Origin of the sequence: Acinetobacter sp. ACNIH3 (genome assembly GCF_002918965.1) — a bacterium.
GTDB classification, from domain to species: Bacteria; Pseudomonadota; Gammaproteobacteria; order Pseudomonadales; family Moraxellaceae; genus Acinetobacter; species Acinetobacter schindleri.
Genome location: NZ_PQLP01000002.1, coordinates 177,216 through 200,658 on the forward strand (window position 1 = coordinate 177,216; position 23,443 = coordinate 200,658).

Here is a 23,443-nt window from a genome sequence, read left to right on the forward strand (position 1 = left end):
TTATTCAAAAATCTAAATTTGATATTGGGTATTGAGATTGGCCTGCATCGGATAATCTAAAAATTTCTCCTGTGTTTTGTTTTTCAGATAGTCTGAGCGCCACTGTTGCGGCGTCTGGCGGGTCCACTGCTTAAAGGCACGCTGGAAGGCACTTTGTTCTGAATAACCCAATAACAGGGAAATCTCGTGCAGGCTTAGATTTTCATCGGTCAAATATTGCTGGGCTAGCATAAAACGGATTTCCTGCATTCGCTGCTGATAGGTCTTGCCCTGTTTTTGCAAATGACGCTGCAACTGCCGAACCGACCAGTGTAACTGACGGGCAATATGCTCAATCTGAAACATGTTTTTTTGCAGTCCGGTCAGGATCGCCTGCTGAATCCGATGATCTATCTGTGAAGTATTCGGCAGTTTTTCCAATAAGGCTTCTGCCTGTTGTTTTAACAGCTTCTGTAGCGTCTGGTCACCTTGACGTAGTGGTTTTGCCAGTTCAGAAACATGCATAAAAATCACACTCTTTGGCTGATCAAAACGGACCTTGCAACGGAAGTACTGTTCATACAGATTGAGATACTTGTTGGTCGGCTGACGGAAATGAACTTCATGTAAGTGAATATCATCGGTAGCCATCAGCGAACGTACAAATTTCAGCATCAATGCCATGGCGACTTCATCTGTCAATTGAGTCGCCAGATTTAGAGGAACATCGACCCAGGCAATTGACAGGTAGTCATTTTCGACACGGACTTCTAAAGGACTGCCGTCATAGACCAGACGATGATAGTCATGATAGCGCATCATGGCTTCGCCCAAGGTTTCACAGGACAGCGCCAGATAGGCAATAATGCCCAGATGTCGGGGTTGTACGAAATTAGCAATTTCCAGGCCTAAGGCAGGAGTCTGCAACTTTTGCTGTAATTGCATGAGCAACTCACGCCAGATGACAAATTCAAAGCGTTCAACGTCCTGTATAGCGAGTAGTTTTTCTGGAATGGGGAGTTGTTTGGATAGATAGAACTCCAGCAACAAATGTCCCAGACCTCCATAAACCGTGCCTGCATCGTCCTGTATGCTGTGCATTTTTTAATTCTTTTTTGTCGTGTTTTGTCAATCATATTGAATTTTGTGGTCAATATCTAGCCTTTTAGCTCACCTATAGTAAATAAAAAGGAGGGACAGACAATGCTAAAAGGTTTTCTGGTAGGACTGGTAATTGCCAATGGTTTTGAATGGTTTGCGCATAAATATATTCTGCATGGTATACCTCGCAAAGGGCAGGCTCGCTACAGTCCAGTACCGCAGAGCATGCGTTCACACTGGGAGCATCATCGGGAAGTGCGTAAGACGGCATTCTCTGATCATGGCTATGTAGAAGGCTGGCAGAACTGGCGTACCCGTAATGAAATTGGATCTCTGGTTGTTGTTGCCAGTGTATTTGGCCTGGTCTTTTATCCGGTTTCAAAAGGAATGTCGCTCGCAGTGCTTTATAGTGCCTGCAATTATTATTATGTGCATCGTCGGGCACATCTGGAACCAGAATGGGCCAAGCGAAAAATTCCCTGGCATTATGACCATCATATGAATAGTAATCAGGATGCCAACTGGTGTGTAACCCGGCCATGGTTCGACTACGTTATGGGGACACGGATGATTTCATCGCCTGAATTACAGGAACAAAATCCACTCGGCATCTATTTACCTAAACCGGTTTCTCAAGCCCTGAGCAGCAGTATTCAGCAGATCTTTCCAGCCAAATGGGTTGAGAAAAATAGAGCCTTAAATCCTTAAAAGAAACCTAGAAGTTTTAGATAAGGAAATAAAATGCATTTGCACGCTATTGTTGTCGTGATTTGTCAATAAATCCTGCTTAAATTGTCAATATTCGGGGTGTTTTTTGACCTATATTTACACCTGTCAGCGATATAGCCTAACGCTGACAGGTTGTTATGAATACTTGAGTTATGGTTAGATTTTACTGGTTATATTGACACCAAGCGCTGTAGTCTATTCTTGGTTTTATAGGGAGTCGCAAGACTCCTTTTTTTTGTCCATAATTCATGTGCTTAAATTTTCAAGTAATAAAAAAGGCATGATTAACATGCCTTTTTCAGATCTTGTCTCTAAAAATTTTTAAAGACGCATTTCAATGCCTTGCGCTGCTAGATAGGCTTTTGCTTCTGGAATAGTATGCTGGCCGAAGTGGAAGATTGAGGCTGCAAGTACAGCATCTGCGCCCCCTTTTAAAATCCCGTCGGCCAGATGTTGCAGGTTGCCGACACCACCAGAAGCAATTGTTGGAATGTTAACACGGTCATTAATGGTACGCATGAGTGCCAGGTCATAGCCCGCTTTGGTGCCATCAGCATCCATTGAGGTCACTAACAGTTCACCGGCGCCGTAGTCCGCCATTTTCACGGCCCATTCAATCGCATCAATACCCGTTTCCTTGCGGCCACCGTGAGTAAAGATTTCCCATTTATTCTCGCCGGTTTTCTTGGCATCAATAGCCACCACGATACATTGTGCACCAAAACGCTGAGAAGCCTCCTGGACGAATTCAGGATTATAAATAGCTGCTGAGTTAATGCTGACTTTATCCGCGCCAGCATTTAACAGTAAACGGATATCTTCAACTTTACGGACACCACCACCTACAGTTAACGGTACGAATACAGATTCGGCCATACGCTCTACAGTACGATAAGTCGTGTCACGTCCATGATGTGTAGCGGTAATATCAAGGAAAGTAATTTCATCGGCACCTTGTTCATTATAGCGACGCGCCACTTCGACCGGGTCGCCCGCATCACGAATATCAAGGAACTGAACACCCTTGACCACACGACCATTATCAACGTCGAGGCAAGGAATAATACGTTTAGCTAGCATAAATTTTTCCAATTATTACAGCCGATTATGAAACTCACCCACGCAAGCGCTACACCTTGGCAGATGGAAACGGTATTCTAGCAAAAATATGTAAGTTTTTTCGCAGGTTTTCTATGTCGGTTTATACCACTTTGACTTTAAAGGAAGTTCAGGATTTTGCAGCGCCTTATGGTCTCAAGGCGATTGATCTGATTCCCATTCAAGGAGGTATCCAGAACACCAACTACTTTCTGGTCTGTGAAGACCAGCAATATGTATTGACTGTGTTCGAGGACATGGATGAACAGGCTGCTGGTGAACTGGTTCCCGTACTTGAGCATTTGGGACAGGCAGGGGTGGCTGTGCCTGTACCATTATCGCATTCAGGCAAGGCCATTCATAGCATTAAAGGAAAGCCAGCCCAGATCGCGCCACGGATGCTGGGCGAACATCCTATGCCAGCGACCAAGGCTCAGGCCGAAGCCATTGCCATTGCGCAGGCAAAAATGCATGTAGCACTAAAAGATTTCAAACTGGAACGCGAATTCGTGCGTGATCATGCCTACTGGTACGCCGTGGCACAGGAGATCAAGCCGACCCTGAATGCTGCTGATAAAGTCCTGTTAGGTAAGTTGCTCGGCCTGTATGAAGCATTGACAGCCGTTTATACTGATCGCCCACGTGGCTTTATTCACTCAGATCTGTTCCGTGACAATACCCTGTTTGAGGGAGATCAGCTCAATGGCATTCTGGATTTTTATGAATTGAATAAAGATGAGCTGCTGTTTGATATTGCCATTACCTTAAATGACTTCTGCACAGATTATCCCGCAGTGACCTTGAATGAAGAACGTGCAGTTGCTTTTCTAAAGGCTTATGAAAGTATCCGTCCCTTGACTGAGGATGAAAAAGCCTGTCTGCAGCTTTACCTGGCGATGGCAGCCGGTCGTTTCTGGATGATGCGTTTACAAGTGGCACAGAAAAATGCGGCTCAAGGCCGTACCGGAAACGATATCCTGCAAAAGAATCCGGAAGAAATGCGTAATATGTTGATCGAACGACTTAAGTTTGTTACCGCTTAACCAACAGGAACAACAATATGCGTGATCAAGGGCGTTTGGTGGAATGGTTTGATGAAAAAGGCTATGGTTTTATTCAGCCGAATGATGCTGGCAAGGAACGTGTGTTTCTGCACATTAAGGATTTTGCGCGCCCTGGTCCGCGCCCGATTGTGGGTTGTGCCTTGGATTATGCCGTGATTCTGGATGATCAAGGCCGTTATCGTGCGCAGCAGGTGACTTATCTCAAAGCTGCCCAAATCAAGGCGTTGATGGCTAAACAGAAAACAGTCATAAAGAATAAAAAAGAAAAATTGCAGCCGATGCAAATCCTCTGTGTGGGATATATTCTGGTGCTTGTGGTACTCAGTTTCAGTGGCCTGTTGAGCGGGATGGTAGTGTTGCTGATCAGTTTAATGAATGTATTGAGTTACTGGCTCTACGCCCAAGACAAGGAAGCAGCCCAATTGGGCAATCGCCGTATTCCTGAAAATGCGCTACATCTGGTGGCTTTTCTTGGAGGTTGGCCGGCAGCTTGGCTGGCCCAACAAAAACTGAGACATAAAACACAAAAACAACCATTCCGTCAGATTTATTTTTGTACCATAGCCTTTAACATCATTTTGATTCTATGGCTTATTTCCCCTTTAAACGGCTTAAATATTTAAGGGAAATTGATAAAAAGGAGAGGGTATGAACTATTCGATTGACAAGGACCCTAACCGCACACTGACTCTTATTCTATATATTCTTTATATTGTGGCGATCTTTACCGGTGGCCTGCTTGCTGTCATTGCGCTGGTAATTAACTATGTGAAACGCAGTTCGGTTCGCGGCACAATTTTCGAGAGCCATTTTACCTGGCAGATCCGCACCTTCTGGTGGTATCTGATCTGGAATATCGTTGCCTTTGTTCCATTTTTCTTCCTGTTCTTTACCGGTGAAGATCCGGATCTGTTTGCAGGCGTCGCATTTGGTGCCACCACTTTCTGCCTGATTGTGATTGGCTTGGCCTGGATCTGGATTGTGTATCGTGCAATTCGCGGGATTATGCGTTTGAATGATAATCTGCCGATGTATCGATAAATCAAATTGGGATCTGGAAAGAGCAGCATATCGCTGCTCTTTTTTATAGCTCTATGATTTTTGGCAGCAGAATATCCGAATCAGGTAGGCACTATTCAGCATGTCTTCCCGCAGTTAAAACAGGTCGAACTGGATTTTGTCTGGAGTGGTACGACTGATCTGACCATGAATGGTGCAGCCGACAGCCGCAAGTTTGGTGATAAATTTCCAATCTATGCGGTACAAGGTTGGAGTGGTCATGGCGTGGCGAAAACTGTGCGTATTGGTAAAGCGATTGCAGATGACTTCTGTGGCAAAGCCAATGACTTTAATATGTTAACCAGTATCCAGCATCAAGATATCCTATTTGGTCGAGTACTTGCACCAGTGGTAATTCCAATGGCGAAAATGGCTTATGGTTTAGATGCTTTGGTCAATCCGGGCAAAATGGTATCTTTTTAAAATTCAATATAGATATAAAAAATCCCCCTTTTTAAAGGGGGATTTAGGTAGATTCATAAAGGGTTAGGGTGAGGGAAAATTAAGAAAGATCTTCCTTCAACTCTTCTCTTTTTTCTGTTCTTAAAAACTTCGGTTTCCATTCACTGGCAATTACACCCAGTACCACCATTAATCCGCCCAATAAAGCCAGAGCAGGTAAACGTTCTCCAGCGAGTCGGCCAAACAGACTGGCCCAGATCGGTTCACCTGCATAGATAATGGCAGCTTGAGAAGGATCAACCATTTCCTGTGCCCAGTTCATGACGAGTTGAATCACTGCGCTGGCTATACCGAGGCCAACTAAAATTATGGCAAGGTGAGGATGGAACTCCGGTAGCTGAGGTTCGCCGAGCATTGCTGCCATAATAAAGCAGAACAGTGATGCGAAAATCAGCTGTAACACGGTCACGCGGCGCGTATTTACCTTCGGTGCAAAGTAACTGATAAAGATGATTTCAAGTGCAATTGCAATCGAACCCAAAATCGTCAGTAGCTGTCCAAAACTCAGTTGAATCGCACCAAAGCCATTTCCTGTTAAGAAGACCAGACCTAAAAAGGCGAGGGCTGCCCCAATCCATGTCATGACATGTGGTTTTTTACGAAACAGCAGCCATAGCAAGATAGGCACAAGAGGCACATACAGTGCGGTTAAAAAAGCCGATTCACTACTGCTAATTTTTTGTAGTCCAACTGTTTGCGTACCATAGCCCAGTGCAATGAGCAATCCGATGACCGCACCAGCAAAAACTTCAAAAGCGGACATGCCTTTGAGATATTTCCAGGAAATGAGTGTCACGGCAATAGTAGCAGCCATAAAACGCAAGGCCACAAATAGCACGGGACTGGCAAAGGTCAGTCCGTATTTCACCACTACAAAGGTTGTACCCCAAATGATGGTAATTAAAATCAGAGAAAGCTGAGGGAGCTTCGCTTTCCATATTGAGGATTCAGAGGATAAGGTAGACATGGGAGATCAGTATTCAGATAAAAACGAAAAGAGGCCCGAAGACCTCTTTTACAGCAACATCAATCTTTCAGATTAAGCGTCTAAAACCGCTTGTGCTTCACGAAGATTTAAAGTGCCTTCATAGATCGCACGACCAGTAATTGCGCCAAGAATGCCTGGTTGGCCTTTTAAGCCATGAACGTCATCGATATTAGTGACACCACCAGAAGCAATCACTGGAAGACCTGAGTAAGTTGCCAAGTTCACAGTTTGCTCAATGTTCACACCTTGCATCATGCCGTCACGTGCGATGTCGGTATAGACAATGCTGGACACACCTGCATCTGCAAAACGTTTAGCCAGATCAGTCGCTTTCACGTCAGTCACATTGGCCCAACCATCCGTTGCGACCATGCCATTCATGGCGTCAATGCCAACAATGATATGACCAGCGAACTGTTTACATGCTTCTTCAACAAACTCAGGCTCTTTCACTGCTTTTGTACCAATGATTACATAAGACACACCTGCATCTAGATAATGCTCAATGGTTTCCAGTGAACGAATACCACCACCGATTTGAATCGGTAAGTTTGGTTGTGCTTTAGCAATCGCTTCTACGACTGGCTTATGAATTGGGGTACCTGCAAAAGCACCGTTCAGATCAACCAGATGGAGACGACGCGCACCTTCATTTACCCAATGCTGCGCAGTAGCCACTGGATCATCAGAAAATACAGTATCGTCTTCCATACGACCTTGTTTTAAACGGACACATTTGCCATCTTTCAGGTCAATTGCAGGGATGATCAGCATGCTTTCGCTCCTGGCCTAATCGTCGATTGAATTTGAATGGCTGCCATCTTAACAAATAAACGGCGGATTTCTAAATCTAAATACTGAATCTCGCATATGAAAAAAACCTGTCATGGACAGGTTGGAGTGAGTGAGTACAGCTCATTGTTATTTTTATATCTGATCAGGCTGATCATTCAGCATGGATGAAATTCAATTAAACATATGCGAGTTGAAGTTCCAGATCCAGTGGACCTACTTTACCAAGCTGAGTACCTAGGTCATAAAGTCCGTCATTGACTGCACCTGTTGTGGCGCCTACCGTTGTGACGATACTGCCGATAACTGGCAGATCTGCTGCAGTATCAGTAATCGGGGCAAGGTCATCCAGCAGTGCATCGACAGTGCCTGAGACATCTTGCAGGACACCGCCCACACTCGCTACCGGATTACTGAGTACATCATTCACCAGATCTAGTGGCTGAATGCCAGCGACATAATCACCCGTTTCTGAAATCAGTCCACTCAGGTTAGAAGTAGTCTGCCCGACTGATGCAACCACATCACCGATGACTGGCAAAGAAAGCAGTGGGGCGGTCAGCGGCGCCGTAGTATCTAAAACGCTATCTAAGATATCTGAGACGCCATCTAAAGTTTGACCAACCAGGTCTGTAGTTCCATTTAGCAGTGTATCTATACCACTAGCTAAATCTCCCTGTAATAGCTGGTCTGATACGGCATGTACGCCTTGACTCACATCTGCTAAAAGTCCTGTACTGGTATCCAAGACAGTTTTTAGCGTATCGCCAACTACAGGTAATTGTGTCAGTGCGTCCGTCAAAGGTGCCGTCAGAGTACTGACTGTTTCAACCACTTCATCAACTAAGGTAATAACCGCCTTAGTCAGGAAGCCTACAGCTTTGCTAATACCTTGCACTGCCAATGTGAATACCCCATTGAACTTACCGCCACCCAATAAACTTGCCATGATTTTTACCCTCTAGAAATTTGAACTACTTAACGATGGAGAATTGTTATGCACATCATGTTTTAGCAAAAATCTGCCAAATTTATAGAGCCTAAAACCATAATTTTGACCATAAGTCAGGAAAATGTTATGGAAAATTCATGTTTATCAAAGGATTGATATTAATTTTATATATTGTGAAAAAATGTAATTAAAAACAATGATTTATATTGGTTATTTTGGTGCTTTTAAAGGAGGGATAGTGTTATTTTTGTGCATTTCTATCGTTTAGCTTAATGTTCAATTGAAAGAATAGTAAAAAAGTTGAGTAATTTACTCAGATTTTTAGAAAAAGTGATTATTCTTTTGCTGAATTTTGGTGCGTCATATGGTTTACATAATCTTACAATCGGTCGGCGCTTAATTTCTCAAGTAACAGTGTTAAGAAACATCCAGAAGCAATGATGGTTTTCTTTAGGAAAGTTTCAATTCACGGCTTAGGAGTTTCTGTTGCCAAAGTTCTTCTAGAATTAAAATACAGGCATAAGCATCCGCAGCCGCGTATTCAATTTGAGCCTGGCTGAGTTTCCGTGCTGCCCAGTTAGAGGTACTGATCTTTTTGGACTTTGGGAAATTGACCTGGAACAGGAGTGTCATCGCATTTCTGACCCCAACAGCCTGTTTGAACCCAAAACTGCCAAAGCATTTGGAGAGTTCCAGTACCCCATTTAATTCAATACCTTTTTTACGGAACAGATGTTTGTCATTTTTTAAGCCAAAGCCAGCTTTCATCTGATTGGGATTGGCAAATATCGGCTGTAAAAAATGCCATAGTTCCGTATTCATTTGAAATAAATACGCCCTTTCTCGGGTAGCTAACTGAATCAAATGCGGTCCTGTAGACTGTTCACCGGCTTTAAATATGGGCTTGGATTCTGAGTCAAAGCCAAAGACTTGTACCTGTTCAAGTTCTTCACGTATTACTTCTGCCTGTTGAAGATTCTGAATTACAATAATTTTTTCAAAGGAGATATTTTGAAATCTTGGAAGTGTGGCGATCTCTTCTTTGGTGGGTAAAATTGGAGAATGAAGGGCATCCATGACGAGTCTGTGTGGGTCCGTGTATGAAGATGCAGCTTAAGACTTTTTCAATTCAGTCTAAAGCGCTTTTAAGAAAATTATTTTTAAATCAAGATGAAAAGCCAGACCTATTTTTAGATCTGGCTTCTGAATTGAGTTGACTGGATTAAACTTATTGCTGTTGCAAAGTTGCCTGTTTTGCACGATTGACATAGTCCTGATAAGACGGAACCGCCATGGCCGCTACAATCCCCAAAACAATCAGTAGAATATAAAGAATCGCCAGTACATTTTCCCAGCCACGTGTGGTACGGGGGTGTCCAAACTGGTTGTGATTGCGGTTACCCGGAGCAAACAGAGCATACAAGGCAAATAAAATATTGGCGATAGGTACCAGCATCAGCAAAGACAGCCAGCCGCTATGGTTTCGGTCATGCAGGCGACGAATTAAAAAGATGATACTGAAATAAATTACTGCAATATAAATTAATCCCATGACTACCAGTGATAGCATAGGCAAGGAGCCATCTGGACTCAGAAATGGATTTCCGCCTGGTAGAATGACAGCAGCTAAAATACCGACAAGCATTAAACAAAAGCCCATTAGCATATTCCAGGCCAGATATGAACGACGCCCAAAACGTCCCCCTGCATTTAAAGCAGAATCATTTAAATTACTCATTGTTATTTCCTTGTTTTTATCATTAAGATTTTTATAAGTAAATGAATGATATAGTAATTTATTAAAAAATAAAAGATTAAATATTGAGCAATAAAAAACCCGCTTTAAGCGGGTTTTTTAAGCATGGAGAGGATTAGATATTCCATTCCACGAAGTTTTTCAGCAGTTGTAAACCTGCGGTATGGCTTTTTTCCGGGTGGAACTGGGTCGCAAACAGATTTTCTTTATGCAGTGCCGTACAGAATTCCAGTCCATAGTTGCATGTCGCAGCCACGATGCTTGGATCTTTTGGCTCTACATAGAAGCTGTGTACGAAATAGAAACGTGCATCCTGTTCAATGTCTTTCCACATTGGATGACCTGGATCAGCCTGATGTACCTGGTTCCAGCCCATATGCGGTACTTTTAAACCTTCCATATCCGGGAAGCGTTTCACTTCACCTTCAAAAATACCCAGTGCATCTGCACCGCCATTTTCTTCAGAACGTTGCATCAGCGCCTGCATACCGACACAAATTGCCAGTACCGGCTTATTGAACACCGCATGACGTACCACATCATCAATACCCGCTTCATGCATACCGTGCATACAGTCACGCATTGCGCCTACACCCGGGAAAACAATCTTGTCTGCCTGAGCAATCAGCTTGGGATCATTGGTCACATCTACTTTAGCACCGACATGTTCTAATGCTTTGGCAGCGGAGTGAAGATTTCCCATGCCATAGTCAAGAAGGGCAATACGGGTCATTACAGGGTACCTTTGGTTGAAGCAACAGTATTGGCAGCACGTGGATCAACTTCACATGCCATACGCAATGCACGGGCAAACGCCTTAAATACGCTTTCAATCTGATGGTGACTGTTTTTACCTTTTAGGTTGTCAATATGTAAAGTCATCAGCGAGTGATTTACAAAGCCCTGGAAGAATTCAGAGAACAGGTCTACATCAAAACGGCCAATCATGGCACGGGTAAATGGAATATCCATAAACAGACCCGGACGACCAGACAGATCAACCACGACACGGCTCAAAGACTCATCAAGCGGGGCATAGAAGTGACCATAACGGCGTAAACCTTTCTTGTCACCCAATGCTTGTGCAAAGGCTTGACCCAGGGTAATACCACAGTCTTCTACAGTATGGTGATCGTCAATTTCCAGGTCGCCGTCACAATGAATATCAATATCAAACAGACCATGTCGCTTGATTTGATCAATCATATGATCTAAAAATGGAATACCAGTATTTAAAGTGCCTTGACCAGACCCATCGAGATTCAAGCGAACTCGAATTTTGGTTTCGTTGGTATTTCTTACCACTTCACTGATACGATCTGTCATAGACACGTTCCTCAAATACGTCAAAATGATTGATGTAGAAAATATTTTCGCCGTGACGACGTCACCGCATATTAGATTGCTCAGGAGGGTTTATCAATGCCTATAACCGTACATGCCTATACTTCTTTGGAAAATGATGAAGTGCGCAGCCAGCTTGAGCGACTGTATGATACCAGCCCGGAGTTTAGTGATGGGGCCGATGCCATGGAACAACTAGAGCAAAACTTGAAACAGTATACCGTACTTTATACTGCAGAATTTAATACCCGTATTATTGGTGCGATCTGGTGCACGGGTCAAGGCGCAACCCGCCTGCTGGAGTATGTCGTTGTACATCCGGCTAATCGTGGACGTGGAGTTGCAAAAAGGCTGGTTAGTGAAGCCTGCCGAATGGAAGAAGAAAAAGGTGTGAAGGTGTTTGAACCTGGCTGTGGCGCGATTCATCGCTGTCTGGCACATATCGAAAAAATTTAAACTTTTCCGGTATCAAGGCAGCCTTAGGGCTGCTTTTTTATGCAAATTTTTGACCGAAAATGAATAATTTAGGCCGTTTTAATTAAAAATTAAGCAAGTGATAATTAAATCTGCTGCAAAAGTAGACGATTGATAAAAATTATACTTTTCATGCTTGACGGCATTGGGCTGAAACGGTTTAATACGCGTCATCGGCGTGATAGCTCAGTAGGTAGAGCAACGGATTGAAAATCCGTGTGTCCCCAGTTCGATCCTGGGTCTCGCCACCATATTCAAAACGATTTAAAGTTTTCAATCCCTGATCCCATCAGGGATTTTTTTTGGGTCAAATTTTACACATTCAATCATTTTTTTTCTAATTTCGATTGACTAATGTGTACAGATACGGCTTAATACACCGCATCGGCGTGATAGCTCAGTAGGTAGAGCAACGGATTGAAAATCCGTGTGTCCCCAGTTCGATCCTGGGTCTCGCCACCATATTCAAAAAACCTCAAACCATGTTTGAGGTTTTTTTTCGTTTGTCATTTTGTCATTTTGTCATTTTGTCATTCAACAGAAAATAATCTTTCTTGATTACTCGGCTTTGAAACTGTGAGCGTCATACGCTTTTAGGTTTCGAGATCATTTTCCTGAGATGCCATTCATCCGAGCAGGCATGAGTTGTCCAAATAATCCATGTAATCTAATAGATAAGAATATTAAAAATAGTTCATGACATCTGCAGTTATGCAACTTGGGTGATAGAAAATAAGGGGGAGGCGAGACAATGAATATTATGAAAATGTCTATATTTGGAATCATGCTGGGCGCATTCAGCATGGGAGCACTAGCCGACGATGACAAAGTAGCGGTAACGCTGCCGACCTTAACCGTAATGGCGGAACCTGAACTGAGTAATGAAACTGGTTATGTTCCTTTTGTTCAGGAAGAAAAGACTCAGCGTGCCTTACAGCATCAGGTGATGCGCAGTTCCAAGGAAGCCCAGAATTTTGTACTGAATGCACAGGTGATCGAAAATCTGGATTTTCAGCCGCAGAACCAGCCTGACTTTAATTCGGTTTCTCCAATGCTGCAGCAATATGTCATGAGTATTGCCCAAGGCCTGCAATCCAGTGATCCAACTCAGGGTTTAAATATCATGCTACAGCCGCTGGGGATTGATCGTAGCAATAGTCAATCTGCTGAATATCGTTTTCAACTGCAAATTAATCCGAGTACGATCAAACTCGGTATGCAGGATTATTTCAATAAACTTTCCCCTGCTATTCCTTAAGCTCAAAGCAAGTAATCTAATCTTAAGTCTTTGAATCCTCGTTAGTCGGGGATTTTTTATATCTGGAATTTGCGAGAGATTTATCTTTTATGCAAAAGCAATCTGCATAAAAACCGTTTACATCGAACACCAGTAATCATACGGTATTAACCGTCTATCGACGCTCACAGTAATACTCAGCACCTTTACATAAGTTCAAGCAAGAATAAGGTTTCTCCCACTGAAATGACGATGCGGAGGTTTTCCTTATGCGTCCCCTCGACACAACTTTTCTGATGTTACTGAGTCTGTTTACTGCACTGCGTCTGGTTAATGCACATGCTGCACCAGATTCCGTCACCTTGCCGACACTGACTGTGATGGCCGATCGTGAACTGCGTGAAGAAACCGAGTTCATGCTTCCCTTGCAAGAACAATCCAGCCAGAAACAGGCCTTAAAGATGCGAATGATGAAGATTGAACGTGAACTGCAAGACTATACGGTTAATGCTGACTTCGCGGGTGATATCGAGATTCTACCTACCACCAATCCGGCACGACTGGATAACCTGCCACCAGGGCTGCAACAGTATGTGCAGGCCATTGCCGATGGTTTGCGTTCTCCTGATCCACGTGACGGTATTTATCTGATGCTGGTGCCATTTGGTATTAACCGCGATGCCACTTCAGTTCAGGCGGCTCGGGAGCAGTTCAATCCGAATAATATTGACCGAACGCTGATTAATGAATGGTGTGCTACCAACGGTTGCTAGGCAGGATTAAACGATTCAGAGCTGGCTTAAACAGGAATTTTAATGAAATTTCCTCGTAGGATGAACTATGTCCCTGCATAGAGTTTTTGTATAGAACAATTGATTTGTGTCTAAAAAATCAGCATATTGGTTAAAAGGAAACCTATACATAACTTGCAGCAGGGGAGCATGTGCATGCCGCGTGTCTTTATGGTCCTGGCTGGTGCGACACTTGTTGTCTTTGCATGGCTATTTTATCAATACACTGCGCAACAGCAGGAAGAAGCCGAGCTGATCGAATATGAAACTGTTCTGAATGAAAAGACAGCTGAAATCTTTGAACAGGCACAGGACTGGAGCAAGCCGATTCAGTTAGACATTGAAGAAGACCGTCTGGATGGTGATTATGCGGTCATGGCGGAATATGTACTGGGACAGATGCGAGACCGCGCTGAAGAACGTAATCAGTATTTGCGAGATCTGAAAGCAGCGAACTGGGAGCATTTTCTGGATATTGATCGTCTGGAGAAAGATCAGGCTCAAGGTTATAAAGAAACTGAGACCATGCTCAAGCAGGTGCATCAGATTGTGCAGAACTATGAGCAGACCATTCAGCGCCGTGAAGAAAGCCAGATTGAACAGGTCAAGCGGCTCGATATCAAGCAGCGTTATCGTCAGCAGTTGGCACAGAACCTGAAAGCAACCCAGCAGGAAAGTGATGCCTATGCCATCTTTGCAATTGAAAAGCAGAGTCTGGCCAAGGCTGATCAGCTATTTGCCTTGCTCAAGAAATATAAATGGGAAAAACGCAACCGCATGTTTATGTTCCATGATGAAAAAGCGGTGCAGCCCTTTATCGCATTGTATAAAGATATTGAAAACCTGAATAAACAGATGCAGCAAATTAAGACCAAAAATCAGAAAATTGTCGAAGAAGCTTTGTAGCCTGAAAGCGTCATTTAGCTATAAATCATCCTGAGCATGGTGCCAAAAACAGAAGCATGCTATAGATAAACAGGAAATTATCAGTTGAATAAAATGGTGCGAGAACAGGAGCAATGCTGCATGACTCAGGACTTAGTTTGTTATAAGGAAATGCCAATCTGGACACAGGAACAGATTCCTCAGGGCTTTCAGCGTCCGCATAATACCAAGGCGGGTACTTGGGCCAAACTGACCGTCTTAAAAGGTAAGGTAAATTTTGCCATGCTGGACCAAGCAGGCGAGGTACAATCCGAGCATGTGTTTACTCCAGAGCAGCAACCGCCACTTATTGAGCCTGAGGTATGGCACAAAATTGTCTCTGCCAGTGCAGATGTAGAATGTCAGCTAAAGTTTTACTGTATACCACAGGATTATTTTCATAAGAAATACGCGATTTCCCCAACACATTCCGAGATCCTGGCAGCAACGCCTTATTTAAGCGGTGGTCGCGCACTGGATGTCGGCTGCGGAGAAGGACGGAATTCGCTGTATTTAAACCAGATGGGCTATGAGGTCGATGCTTGGGATGTGAAATCCCAGAGTCTGGAAAAATTTCAGAAAATTGTTGATGCTGAAGATATTCAGCAGATTCATATTGCACAGCGGGATTTGAATGCAGATCCAAGCATTTCTGGCAGTTATGATTTTATCTGCTGCACTGTGGTGATGATGTTCCTGCAAGCTAAAACCGTTCCAGCACTGATTACTCAAATGCAGCAGGCGACCAAAATTAATGGCTATAACCTGATTGTCTGTGCCATGGATACTGATGACATTCCAGCCCAGCCAGATTTTCCTTTTGCCTTTAAGCAAGGTGAATTAAGAGCCTTTTATAAAGACTGGAAGCTGATTAAATACAATGAGGATGTTGGTGAGCTATATCGCAGGGATGAGCAGGGTAACCGCATCAAACAACATTTTGCCACGATGCTGGCGCAGAAGGTCTCAGCTTAATTTTTTTAATATTTGAAAATACAGGCTGATTACTTAGTCGCAGGCCGTATTTAAAAATAGACGATAATAAAAAGGGATGTCAGATGACATCCCTTTGCAGTTTAAATTGCAGGATTAAGCTGCTTTTTTAAACCAAGAGAACCAGCCTTTTTTCTCAGCTTTTACTGCTGCTTCAGCAGGTGCAGCTTTTGCAGCTTCTACTTGTTGAGCTGCTTCAGTTTTTACTTCTGCTGCGTTAGCCATTGCAGTTTCTTTTGCTTCTGTAGTTTTTACGACAGCTTCTGTTTTTACTGCTGCAACTTTTTCTTCAGCTGCTGCTTTTGCTGTATCTGCTTTTACCGCATTTTCAGTTTTTACTGATTCAACTTTTGTTTCTGCTGCTTGTTTTGCATTCGTTGCAGTCGCTTGAGCCGCTTCAACTTTCGCTTGTACAGGTGCAGCAGCTTCTTTGGCAACAGTTTGGGTTGTTTTGGTTACAACAGTTGCTGGCGCAACTTGAGCTTCAGTTGCCATTGCAGATGCAGAAGTCGCTACGATTGCAGTCGCGATCATTGTTTTAAGCATGTTCATATAAACCCTTTTAAGGAAATAGAAAAAAAGAGGATTGATCATACACTTACAAGAATTTAAGTAATTCATAATTAATATTTTAATGTTTGAAAAATACACTAATTTTACAAAGGGATAACATTAAATAAGAAAGCAAAAAAGCTCCGAAGAGCTTTTATTGTACGATTCTCAATTTTGGTTTCTGTGAGTCTTTATATTCGGTGAAAGAATCAAGGGAATTAAAAGTTAAATTATTAAAGTCTTCTCGAGATATTCCGATTTCATTCAGCATAGAATTCACTGAAAATCCTCCCTTAGCATCTAATAATTTAAGTAATTTTAAATACAGAATAGAGTGATCATGATGAGTCGGGTATGGTTCATTTTTGTGATAACCTAAGGAATTAATTTTCATGCAATTACTTCTATATACCCAATCTGTAAGAAGATTTAATTTATGGGATTTATAGTTAATCGCTTGAAGAGATACTCTCCAGTAGCTTTTATACTTAAGCATATTGGTAATACTCATTTCCTTTGGAGCTAAAGAAAGAAAGCTTTCATCAGGCATCAAAAAACAGGAAGCAAAACGATCGGCTTCACTTTCTCGCTTTTTGTAATCGATATCATCATTTGGATTTTGTGTATCATAAATATGCAGAAAAATATGAGCTAACTCATGAGCAGCATCAAATCTAGTCCTCTCAGCAGATTTAAATGTATCTAGCAAAACAAATGGCTGCCCATCTAATGAAATAGATAAAGCATCTACTTCTCGAACATTCAAAGGAAGAGAAAAAACTTTGATGCCTTTAATCTCTAATAGTGAGATTATATTATTGATAGGTTGTACACCTAATCCCCATTCACTTCTTACGCGCAAGGCTGTTATTTCTGGAGAATCATCACTATCAGGATCTAAATTGTAGTCATCTAAGATATTAAAAACAGGAAGATTTTTAATATTTCTTGCAAAATATAGACTTATAGATTCCGCTAAAGAGATATATTCAACTATAGCATTTGAATAGGAAGCTTTAATTCTTGCTCTAGCCCTAAAATTAACTTCAGACATATTAAAATTTGTTGAGTTTTTAACTTCAAAATAAGAGAGAGGGACGTTAAAAAGTTGAGAAGCCTTTGTCCAAAAATCATGAGGTAATGTTCTTTCTCCACTTAAGTACTTTTTAAAAGTGGCTAATGGAATATCTAGGGCTTCAGCTGTTTTTGAATGACTGAAACCGCGCAAATTTTGCGCGGCTTTAATACGGTCAAGTTGGTACATACAAATTCTCATTAAAGCAAATTATTTAACTCGTAAACGTTAAATAGCTTGTAAGTCTCCGAAGTCATCTTCGGTAATCGGATTATTCTCATCCGGAATTGGTGCTTCATATGCTTCAGGAGCATCTGGAGAGTCAGACATAATTAATCTTAATGTATGATTAATAGGGAAGCACTTAGTTTTTTCACCTACAGGAGATACCTTATAGATGCCAGTAGCATATGCGATCTCGAATGGCAGAAAACTACTATTTTCAGTGTCAATTAAATTGCTTGGTTGGTAATAAACAATGAAAGTTCTAAAAAAATTCGAGTCCGCATAATGGGATTTATTCGCTAATAATTTTAGCTCAGTCGCATGACCTTTATGACATTTTGATGTGATGACATTTAATTCATTGCCAAAAGCCTCATCATTTGGTGACATAAATATTAATTGTAGGTTTTTCTCAGAGTTAACAAGACAAGGTTGCCCATTCTTGCGAATCAAAAACCAACCCAAAGGTTCTAAAATAGTATCTGCATGTTCACAGATATCACCCCAACGTCCCATAGCACGACCTGGATTCTTTTTTTTACGAAGTGCGTATCCACTGTTTGCTAATTTAAAGGCAAGTTGTAATTCACTCGTAATATTAAGTCCAAGCTCAATGAGTTTACTACTGGCATTAGTTCCCCATAAAATTTCACAAGGGACTTGGTTTAACTCATTCCAATCCAAGCTATTAAATGTACGTTGCATACAGATACTCTAAGAAAATTTGTATACAAAATATAACATCAAATGATGACTTAAAAAGTATACATATTAGAGTTTTTATTCTAAATTTGTATCAGATTATTTCATAAAAAACCCCGCTTTTGCGGGGTTTCTTTTGGTCACGTATTTAAGAATTAAACACGTTCGATCACAGTTGCGATACCTTGACCAAGACCGATACACATCGTCGCAAGGCCGATTTGCGTATCTTGCTGTTCCATCACGTTCAACAACGTTGTTGTGATACGCGCACCAGAACAACCCAATGGGTGACCCAATGCAATCGCGCCACCGTTATGATTCACGATGTCTTGCTTATCATAAATGCCTAAGCCTTTAAGAACAGAAAGACCTTGTGCAGCAAATGCCTCGTTCAATTCAAATGTTTGAATATCAGAAATCGCAAGACCAGCGCGTTTTAACGCTTTTTGCGTTGCCGGAACCGGACCAAAGCCCATGATCGCAGCATCACAGCCTGCAACCGCCATAGAGCGAATTACAGCACGTGGTTTAAGACCTAAAGCTTGCGCACGTTCAGCAGACATCAATAACATTGCAGACGCACCGTCAGACAACGCTGAAGAAGTCGCAGCAGTCACAGAACCGCCTTTCGGATCGAATACTGGACGCAATGCTTTGAACGCTTCAAGGTTTGCATCAGGACGAATTACTTCGTCGATGTCGCAAAGCTGTTTAAAACCGTTGGCATCATGACCTTCAATACCGATGATTTCGTTCTTGAAACGACCTTCCTGAGTCGCAGCCCAAGCACGGCGGTGAGATTCAACACCAAACGCATCTTGTTCTTCACGAGTAATGCCATTCATACGACCTAACATTTCAGCGGTTAAGCCCATCATGTTCGACGCTTTTGCATAGTGCTTAGATGCTTCTGGGTTCAGGTCGATGCCGTGCATCATACCCACGTGACCCATATGCTCAACACCACCAATGATGAACACATCACCTTGGCCGGTCATGATTTGAGCCGCAGCAGTATGGATTGCCTGCATCGATGAACCGCATAGACGGTTAACCGTTTGACCTGCAACAGTCTTAGGAAGATCTGCCAGTAACGCGATGTTACGACCGATATTCATACCTTGTTCTAGAGTCTGGTTTACACAGCCCCAGATTACGTCTTCAACTTCGTTGACATCGAACTGGTTACGAGCAACAAGCGCACGTACAAGTTCAGCAGAAAGGCTGTCTGCACGTACATTGCGGAACATACCATTTTTGGTTTTACCCATTGCTGAACGTACGCCATCAACGATGACAACGTCACGTGGATTTAAAGTAGCCATTCACGTTGCTCCTTAACCGTAGAATTTTTTGTTGTTAGCAGCCATGTCACGCAACATTTGTGGCGCTTCATAAGCTTTACCTAAGTGTGCGTACTTGTCGCAAAGTGCAACGTATTCAGCTACACCAGTCTGGTCGATATAACGGCATGGACCGCCACGGAATGGAGGGAAACCTACACCCATGATCATCGCCATATCTGCTTCAGCAGGTGTTGCTACGATGTTGTCTTGCAGGCAACGAACAGTTTCATTACAGAAAGCAAGCATCATACGGTCAATGATTTCTTGAGCATCAAATTCGCGTTTTTCCGTAGTTGCAACAGAAGCCACAAGATCGTATGCAGTTGGATCAACCACTTTGGCTTTCTTGCCTTTACGGTCCAATTCGTATTTGTAGAAACCAACGTCATTCTTTTGACCAAGACGTTTGTTTTCGTACATCACCTGGATTGAACCTTTGTAGTCAGGCTTCATACGGTCAGGGAAACCTTCCGCCATGACTTCTGCACCGTGAACACCAGTATCGATACCCACAACGTCCATTAAGTAAGCAGGACCCATAGGCCAGCCGAATTTTTCCATCACTTTGTCGATTTGCTGGAAGTCAGCACCATCTTTCAGTAGAAGGTCAAACGCACCAAAATAAGGGAACAATACGCGGTTCACTAAGAAGCCCGGGCAGTCATTCACAACGATCGGTGTTTTACCCATTTTCTGAGCCAGAACGACTGTAGTTGCAATCGCTTCGTCAGAAGTCTTCGCACCGCGGATCACTTCTACCAATGGCATCATGTGCACTGGGTTAAAGAAGTGCATACCCACGAAGTTTTCAGGACGCTCCAGGTTTTCAGCCAGACGCGTGATTGAAATCGTAGACGTATTCGAAGCAATGATCGTGTTTTCACGAACTTTCGCTTCGGTCTCTTTCAGAACGATACCTTTCACTTTTGGATTTTCAGTCACCGCTTCAATCACGATGTCCACTTCTTTAAACTCGTCATAGCTTAAAGTTGGGCGGATGCGCGCAAGAGTTTCACCCATTTGTGCAGGCTTCATTTTCTTGCGTTCAACTTGTTTGGTCAGTAAGCCGTTTGCTTCTTTCATACCTAAAGCAAGTTGTGGATTACCAATGTCTTTCATAATGATTGGTGTGCCTTTGCTTGCCGCTTGGTAAGCAATACCACCACCCATGATACCTGCGCCTAATACAGCCGCTTGGTTCACAGGGTGTGCACCTTTCTCATATTTCTTGGAAGTTTTCTTCACTACCTGGTCGTTGATGAATAGACCAATCAACGCACCTGCTTGCGGTGTTACTGCAGCTTTGGCAAAGCCTTGTGCTTCTGCTTTTAATGCTTCATTACGTGGAAGGCTTGCACCTGCCTGTAGTGAATCAAGCATCAATTTTGGTGCCGGGTACTGAGCAGGATTTGCTTTTGCAAGAACCGCACCTTTGGCTGTATTGAACGCCATCATTTGCTCAAGCATGTTCAACTTAACAGGATCTAGTTTTTCCTGGCGTTTTGCTTTCCAGTCTAGACGACCCGCAATCGCTTGTTTAACCAGATCAATTGCAGCGTCTTGCAGTTTGTCCGCAGCAACCACTGCATCAACAGCACCGTCTTTCAGTGCAGCAGCAGGTTTCTTCGGATTGGCCATTGCCATCCATTCAACTGCATTGTCGATACCGATCACACGGCTTAAACGAACAGTACCACCGAAGCCCGGGAAGATCCCCAGTTTGATTTCAGGCAGGCCAACAGCAGCTGCTTCTGACATCACACGGTAGTCACACACCAGACACATTTCAAAACCGCCACCCAATGCTTGACCATTGATTGCAGCAACTTTAGGAATGTCTAAATCTTCAAAAGAGTTGAAGATGTCATGAACAGGCAGTGCCCATTCTACAATTGCCTGTTCGCCTTGCGCGAAGTTCGCACCGAACTCAGTAATATCTGCACCTACGATGAAGGTTGACTTCGCTGAAGTGACGATTAAACCTTTGATGTCAGCGTTTGCTTTTACCGCGTCAATTGCAGCTTTAAAATCTTCAATTGTTGCACGGTTAAATTTGTTGACCGACTCACCTTGTAAGTCAAAGCGGAATTCTGCAATTCCGTCCGAAAGCATTTGGACGGTAATGGCATTGCCAGCGTGGATCATGCCTGATCTCCTTTATTTTGGAGGACTTCTAAGTTGATGTTGTGAAGAGCCTATGCGCGATTCCTGCGCATATTTATGCTTCGCCAATCTTACGATAACTATATCCAAAAAGAACATAACAAGTTGTATCAAGCCGTGACGCAAGGGTCATCTATTTTTGCCTGAACTGTTTTGGCTGTTATGCGTTCCAGTATGGCTCTTATCAAGCACAATGAACTGAAGATTTTGTTTCAGTTCACAATTTTTTAATGAGAACTCCATTTATATTGGGTGATAGCAAGGCTTTTCAAGTCTTTGAAAAAATCGTTTTACTGTCAAAAAAGTCAATTTAGGGCAGAGAATTTCTTTGTTGCTGTTTTGCAGCCTGATTAAAATCGCGCTCCAAGTCCAGCTTTGTTGCAGTTTGGTTGTGAGGTGGTAGTTTGCCGATAAGCTGGCTGGGATTGTGAATCGACCGGGCTTAGAATGGGTGAAAATAAGTAAAAACCTAGAACAATAATAAGAAGATCACTGCATGAAATTGACAGATCAGACGCTGATGCAGCAGATGCAGATTTCATTGCCCGACATCCAGCGACGCAAGCAATTACTTGGACTGACCGAAGAAGCACTGGCAGTACTGGCGACCGTGCGTGAACTGATAGAGCCAGGCTTGCAGGACACTGTGGCCGAATTTTATGACTATCAAACCTCTGTACCCGAAATTAATAATCTGATTGGTGATGTCGATACGCTTAAACGCCTCAAGGTCGCCCAGCATCAATATATTCTGGATCTGTTTTCTGGCTGCTATGACAGTGTTTATGTCAATAACCGCTTGCGTATCGGATTGGTGCATAAACGTATTGGGGTAGGGCCGCGTCTGTATCTGGCTGCCTTGCATCAGATTAAATTAGGCATCTTTAAATTAGTGGAACAGTATGTAGCGGATGCAGCCCTGGCGCGGCAGGTGCAGGACACCCTGGAAAAACTGTATACCTTTGATATTACCTTGGTGGTTGAAACCTATATCTGGAGCCTGGTCAAAGAAGTGAATAGCTCCCATCACAAACTGCAGGAATATGCCATGGCACTTGGTGCGCATGCACAGGAAATGGAAACCCTGTCCCGGCTGGATCCACTGACAGGGCTTTATAATGTGCGTAGCCTGACTTCGATGTTGAATGAGTTACTTTATCGTGCACGGCAACAGCATGCACCTGTGACCGTGGTATTTATTGATATCAACGACTTTAAACTGTTAAACGACCAATATGGCCATCTCTATGGTGATCAGGTGATACAGGCAGTAGCGAGTACCTTAAAGCAGATTGCCCGGGATGAAGACTACTGTTTCCGCTATGGCGGTGATGAGTTTCTAGTGGTATTGCCGAACTGTACCGAGGCAGATGCCTTGCAAAGCTTTATTCCACGCGTAGAGCAAACCTTGAGCCAACTGACAATGCCGGTCAGTCTTAGTGTCGGGATTCATCAGGCAGATGCCAATAGCGGCTATCTGGATAGCGCCAGCCTGATCCGCTGTGCCGATGACAAGATGTATGCGGTCAAGAAACAATACAAAATGAAAGGGAAATAACAGCAATCAATACGGCAATTCATGATTGCTATTTCATGCTGTATCACTTTTAAAATATCTGATGAGTTAAGTAATT

24 protein-coding genes, 2 tRNA genes and 1 pseudogene are annotated in these 23,443 nt (G+C 43.0%); 13 read left to right on the forward strand and 14 right to left on the reverse strand.

The genetic code is table 11. The features are described 5' to 3' along the window. Positions 1 to 12: 12 nt before the first annotated feature. Positions 13 to 1,080 (reverse strand): AraC family transcriptional regulator, encoded by a 1,068-nt coding sequence (locus C3420_RS02230; RefSeq protein ID WP_103800187.1) that lies wholly within the window; start codon positions 1,078 to 1,080, stop codon positions 13 to 15. Positions 1,081 to 1,182: 102 nt separating this feature from the next. On the opposite strand from C3420_RS02230, the gene C3420_RS02235 reads away from it, so the two are divergent. Beyond that, positions 1,183 to 1,788: a sterol desaturase family protein gene (locus C3420_RS02235; protein ID WP_103800186.1), complete on the forward strand. Its 606-nt coding sequence runs from the start codon at positions 1,183 to 1,185 to the stop codon at positions 1,786 to 1,788. Positions 1,789 to 2,130: 342 nt separating this feature from the next. Here C3420_RS02235 and hisF read toward each other — a convergent pair whose 3' ends face one another. Continuing rightward, the gene (gene hisF, locus C3420_RS02240) at positions 2,131 to 2,889 is read right to left on the reverse strand and encodes an imidazole glycerol phosphate synthase subunit HisF (protein WP_004813648.1); all 759 of its coding nucleotides are present in this window, start codon (positions 2,887 to 2,889) and stop codon (positions 2,131 to 2,133) included. Between the two features lie 113 nt (positions 2,890 to 3,002). Between hisF and C3420_RS02245 the strand changes: the two genes are divergently transcribed. The 4 genes and pseudogenes from C3420_RS02245 to C3420_RS02260 form a co-directional block, all read left to right on the forward strand. Further along, on the forward strand, positions 3,003 to 3,950 hold the full coding sequence (locus tag C3420_RS02245) for a homoserine kinase (RefSeq protein ID WP_103800185.1): 948 nt from the start codon (positions 3,003 to 3,005) through the stop codon (positions 3,948 to 3,950). Positions 3,951 to 3,967: 17 nt separating this feature from the next. Then, positions 3,968 to 4,594, forward strand: a complete 627-nt coding sequence (locus C3420_RS02250; RefSeq protein ID WP_103800184.1) for a DUF1294 domain-containing protein — start codon at positions 3,968 to 3,970, stop codon at positions 4,592 to 4,594. Positions 4,595 to 4,619: 25 nt separating this feature from the next. After that, positions 4,620 to 5,012, forward strand: coding sequence for a DUF4870 family protein (locus C3420_RS02255; RefSeq protein ID WP_005220665.1), 393 nt, complete (start codon positions 4,620 to 4,622; stop codon positions 5,010 to 5,012). Positions 5,013 to 5,105: 93 nt separating this feature from the next. Continuing rightward, positions 5,106 to 5,453 (forward strand): annotated as a pseudogene (locus C3420_RS02260) (FAD-dependent oxidoreductase); the annotation flags it as partial. A 79-nt stretch (positions 5,454 to 5,532) separates the two neighbouring features. Here C3420_RS02260 and C3420_RS02265 read toward each other — a convergent pair. The 7 genes from C3420_RS02265 to hisB all read right to left on the reverse strand — a co-directional run bounded on the left by C3420_RS02265 (position 5,533) and on the right by hisB (position 11,306). Continuing rightward, positions 5,533 to 6,459, reverse strand: coding sequence for a DMT family transporter (locus C3420_RS02265; protein ID WP_103800182.1), 927 nt, complete (start codon positions 6,457 to 6,459; stop codon positions 5,533 to 5,535). Between the two features lie 72 nt (positions 6,460 to 6,531). Further along, positions 6,532 to 7,254, reverse strand: coding sequence for a 1-(5-phosphoribosyl)-5-[(5-phosphoribosylamino)methylideneamino]imidazole-4-carboxamide isomerase (gene hisA / locus C3420_RS02270; protein WP_004890660.1), 723 nt, complete (start codon positions 7,252 to 7,254; stop codon positions 6,532 to 6,534). A gap of 196 nt (positions 7,255 to 7,450) precedes the next feature. Continuing rightward, complete coding sequence (locus C3420_RS02275; protein WP_103800181.1) at positions 7,451 to 8,221, reverse strand: hypothetical protein; 771 nt, start codon at positions 8,219 to 8,221, stop codon at positions 7,451 to 7,453. 453 nt (positions 8,222 to 8,674) lie between these two features. Continuing rightward, on the reverse strand, positions 8,675 to 9,301 hold the full coding sequence (locus C3420_RS02280; protein WP_103800180.1) for a 3'-5' exonuclease: 627 nt from the start codon (positions 9,299 to 9,301) through the stop codon (positions 8,675 to 8,677). A gap of 151 nt (positions 9,302 to 9,452) precedes the next feature. Beyond that, positions 9,453 to 9,962 (reverse strand): DUF805 domain-containing protein, encoded by a 510-nt coding sequence (locus C3420_RS02285; protein ID WP_103800179.1) that lies wholly within the window; start codon positions 9,960 to 9,962, stop codon positions 9,453 to 9,455. A gap of 133 nt (positions 9,963 to 10,095) precedes the next feature. Further along, positions 10,096 to 10,713, reverse strand: coding sequence for an imidazole glycerol phosphate synthase subunit HisH (gene hisH, locus C3420_RS02290; RefSeq protein WP_103800178.1), 618 nt, complete (start codon positions 10,711 to 10,713; stop codon positions 10,096 to 10,098). Next, complete coding sequence (gene hisB, locus C3420_RS02295; RefSeq protein WP_004813636.1) at positions 10,713 to 11,306, reverse strand: imidazoleglycerol-phosphate dehydratase HisB; 594 nt, start codon at positions 11,304 to 11,306, stop codon at positions 10,713 to 10,715. Before hisB ends, hisH begins: the two co-directional genes overlap by 1 nt. A gap of 96 nt (positions 11,307 to 11,402) precedes the next feature. On the opposite strand from hisB, the gene C3420_RS02300 reads away from it, so the two are divergent. The 7 genes from C3420_RS02300 (at position 11,403) to tehB (ending at position 15,725) form a co-directional block, all read left to right on the forward strand. Beyond that, positions 11,403 to 11,780: a GNAT family N-acetyltransferase gene (locus tag C3420_RS02300; protein ID WP_103800177.1), complete on the forward strand. Its 378-nt coding sequence runs from the start codon at positions 11,403 to 11,405 to the stop codon at positions 11,778 to 11,780. A 193-nt stretch (positions 11,781 to 11,973) separates the two neighbouring features. Further along, positions 11,974 to 12,049 (forward strand) — tRNA-Phe (locus tag C3420_RS02305). A gap of 135 nt (positions 12,050 to 12,184) precedes the next feature. Further along, positions 12,185 to 12,260, forward strand: a tRNA-Phe gene (locus tag C3420_RS02310). A gap of 289 nt (positions 12,261 to 12,549) precedes the next feature. After that, complete coding sequence (locus C3420_RS02315; RefSeq protein ID WP_103800176.1) at positions 12,550 to 13,056, forward strand: hypothetical protein; 507 nt, start codon at positions 12,550 to 12,552, stop codon at positions 13,054 to 13,056. Between the two features lie 248 nt (positions 13,057 to 13,304). Further along, on the forward strand, positions 13,305 to 13,808 hold the full coding sequence (locus C3420_RS02320; RefSeq protein ID WP_004813633.1) for a hypothetical protein: 504 nt from the start codon (positions 13,305 to 13,307) through the stop codon (positions 13,806 to 13,808). Between the two features lie 174 nt (positions 13,809 to 13,982). Beyond that, positions 13,983 to 14,732 (forward strand): hypothetical protein, encoded by a 750-nt coding sequence (locus tag C3420_RS02325; RefSeq protein WP_103800175.1) that lies wholly within the window; start codon positions 13,983 to 13,985, stop codon positions 14,730 to 14,732. A gap of 120 nt (positions 14,733 to 14,852) precedes the next feature. Next, positions 14,853 to 15,725 carry an SAM-dependent methyltransferase TehB gene (gene tehB / locus C3420_RS02330; RefSeq protein WP_103800174.1) on the forward strand — a complete coding sequence of 291 codons (873 nt, stop codon included), beginning with the start codon at positions 14,853 to 14,855 and terminating at the stop codon, positions 15,723 to 15,725. Positions 15,726 to 15,839: 114 nt separating this feature from the next. Here the strand turns inward: tehB and C3420_RS02335 are convergent, their stop codons facing one another. The 5 genes from C3420_RS02335 to fadB all read right to left on the reverse strand — a co-directional run bounded on the left by C3420_RS02335 (position 15,840) and on the right by fadB (position 21,791). Beyond that, on the reverse strand, positions 15,840 to 16,295 hold the full coding sequence (locus C3420_RS02335) for a hypothetical protein (RefSeq protein ID WP_103800173.1): 456 nt from the start codon (positions 16,293 to 16,295) through the stop codon (positions 15,840 to 15,842). Positions 16,296 to 16,449: 154 nt separating this feature from the next. Continuing rightward, on the reverse strand, positions 16,450 to 17,559 hold the full coding sequence (locus C3420_RS02340) for an ImmA/IrrE family metallo-endopeptidase (RefSeq protein WP_171294432.1): 1,110 nt from the start codon (positions 17,557 to 17,559) through the stop codon (positions 16,450 to 16,452). A gap of 39 nt (positions 17,560 to 17,598) precedes the next feature. Next, positions 17,599 to 18,300, reverse strand: coding sequence for a hypothetical protein (locus tag C3420_RS02345; RefSeq protein WP_048882229.1), 702 nt, complete (start codon positions 18,298 to 18,300; stop codon positions 17,599 to 17,601). Between the two features lie 152 nt (positions 18,301 to 18,452). Next, the gene (gene fadA, locus C3420_RS02350) at positions 18,453 to 19,625 is read right to left on the reverse strand and encodes an acetyl-CoA C-acyltransferase FadA (RefSeq protein ID WP_004813618.1); all 1,173 of its coding nucleotides are present in this window, start codon (positions 19,623 to 19,625) and stop codon (positions 18,453 to 18,455) included. 12 nt (positions 19,626 to 19,637) lie between these two features. Further along, positions 19,638 to 21,791: a fatty acid oxidation complex subunit alpha FadB gene (gene fadB / locus C3420_RS02355; protein ID WP_103800171.1), complete on the reverse strand. Its 2,154-nt coding sequence runs from the start codon at positions 21,789 to 21,791 to the stop codon at positions 19,638 to 19,640. 514 nt (positions 21,792 to 22,305) lie between these two features. Between fadB and C3420_RS02360 the strand changes: the two genes are divergently transcribed. After that, positions 22,306 to 23,367, forward strand: coding sequence for a diguanylate cyclase domain-containing protein (locus tag C3420_RS02360; RefSeq protein ID WP_103800170.1), 1,062 nt, complete (start codon positions 22,306 to 22,308; stop codon positions 23,365 to 23,367). The last annotated feature ends 76 nt before the right edge of the window (positions 23,368 to 23,443 follow it).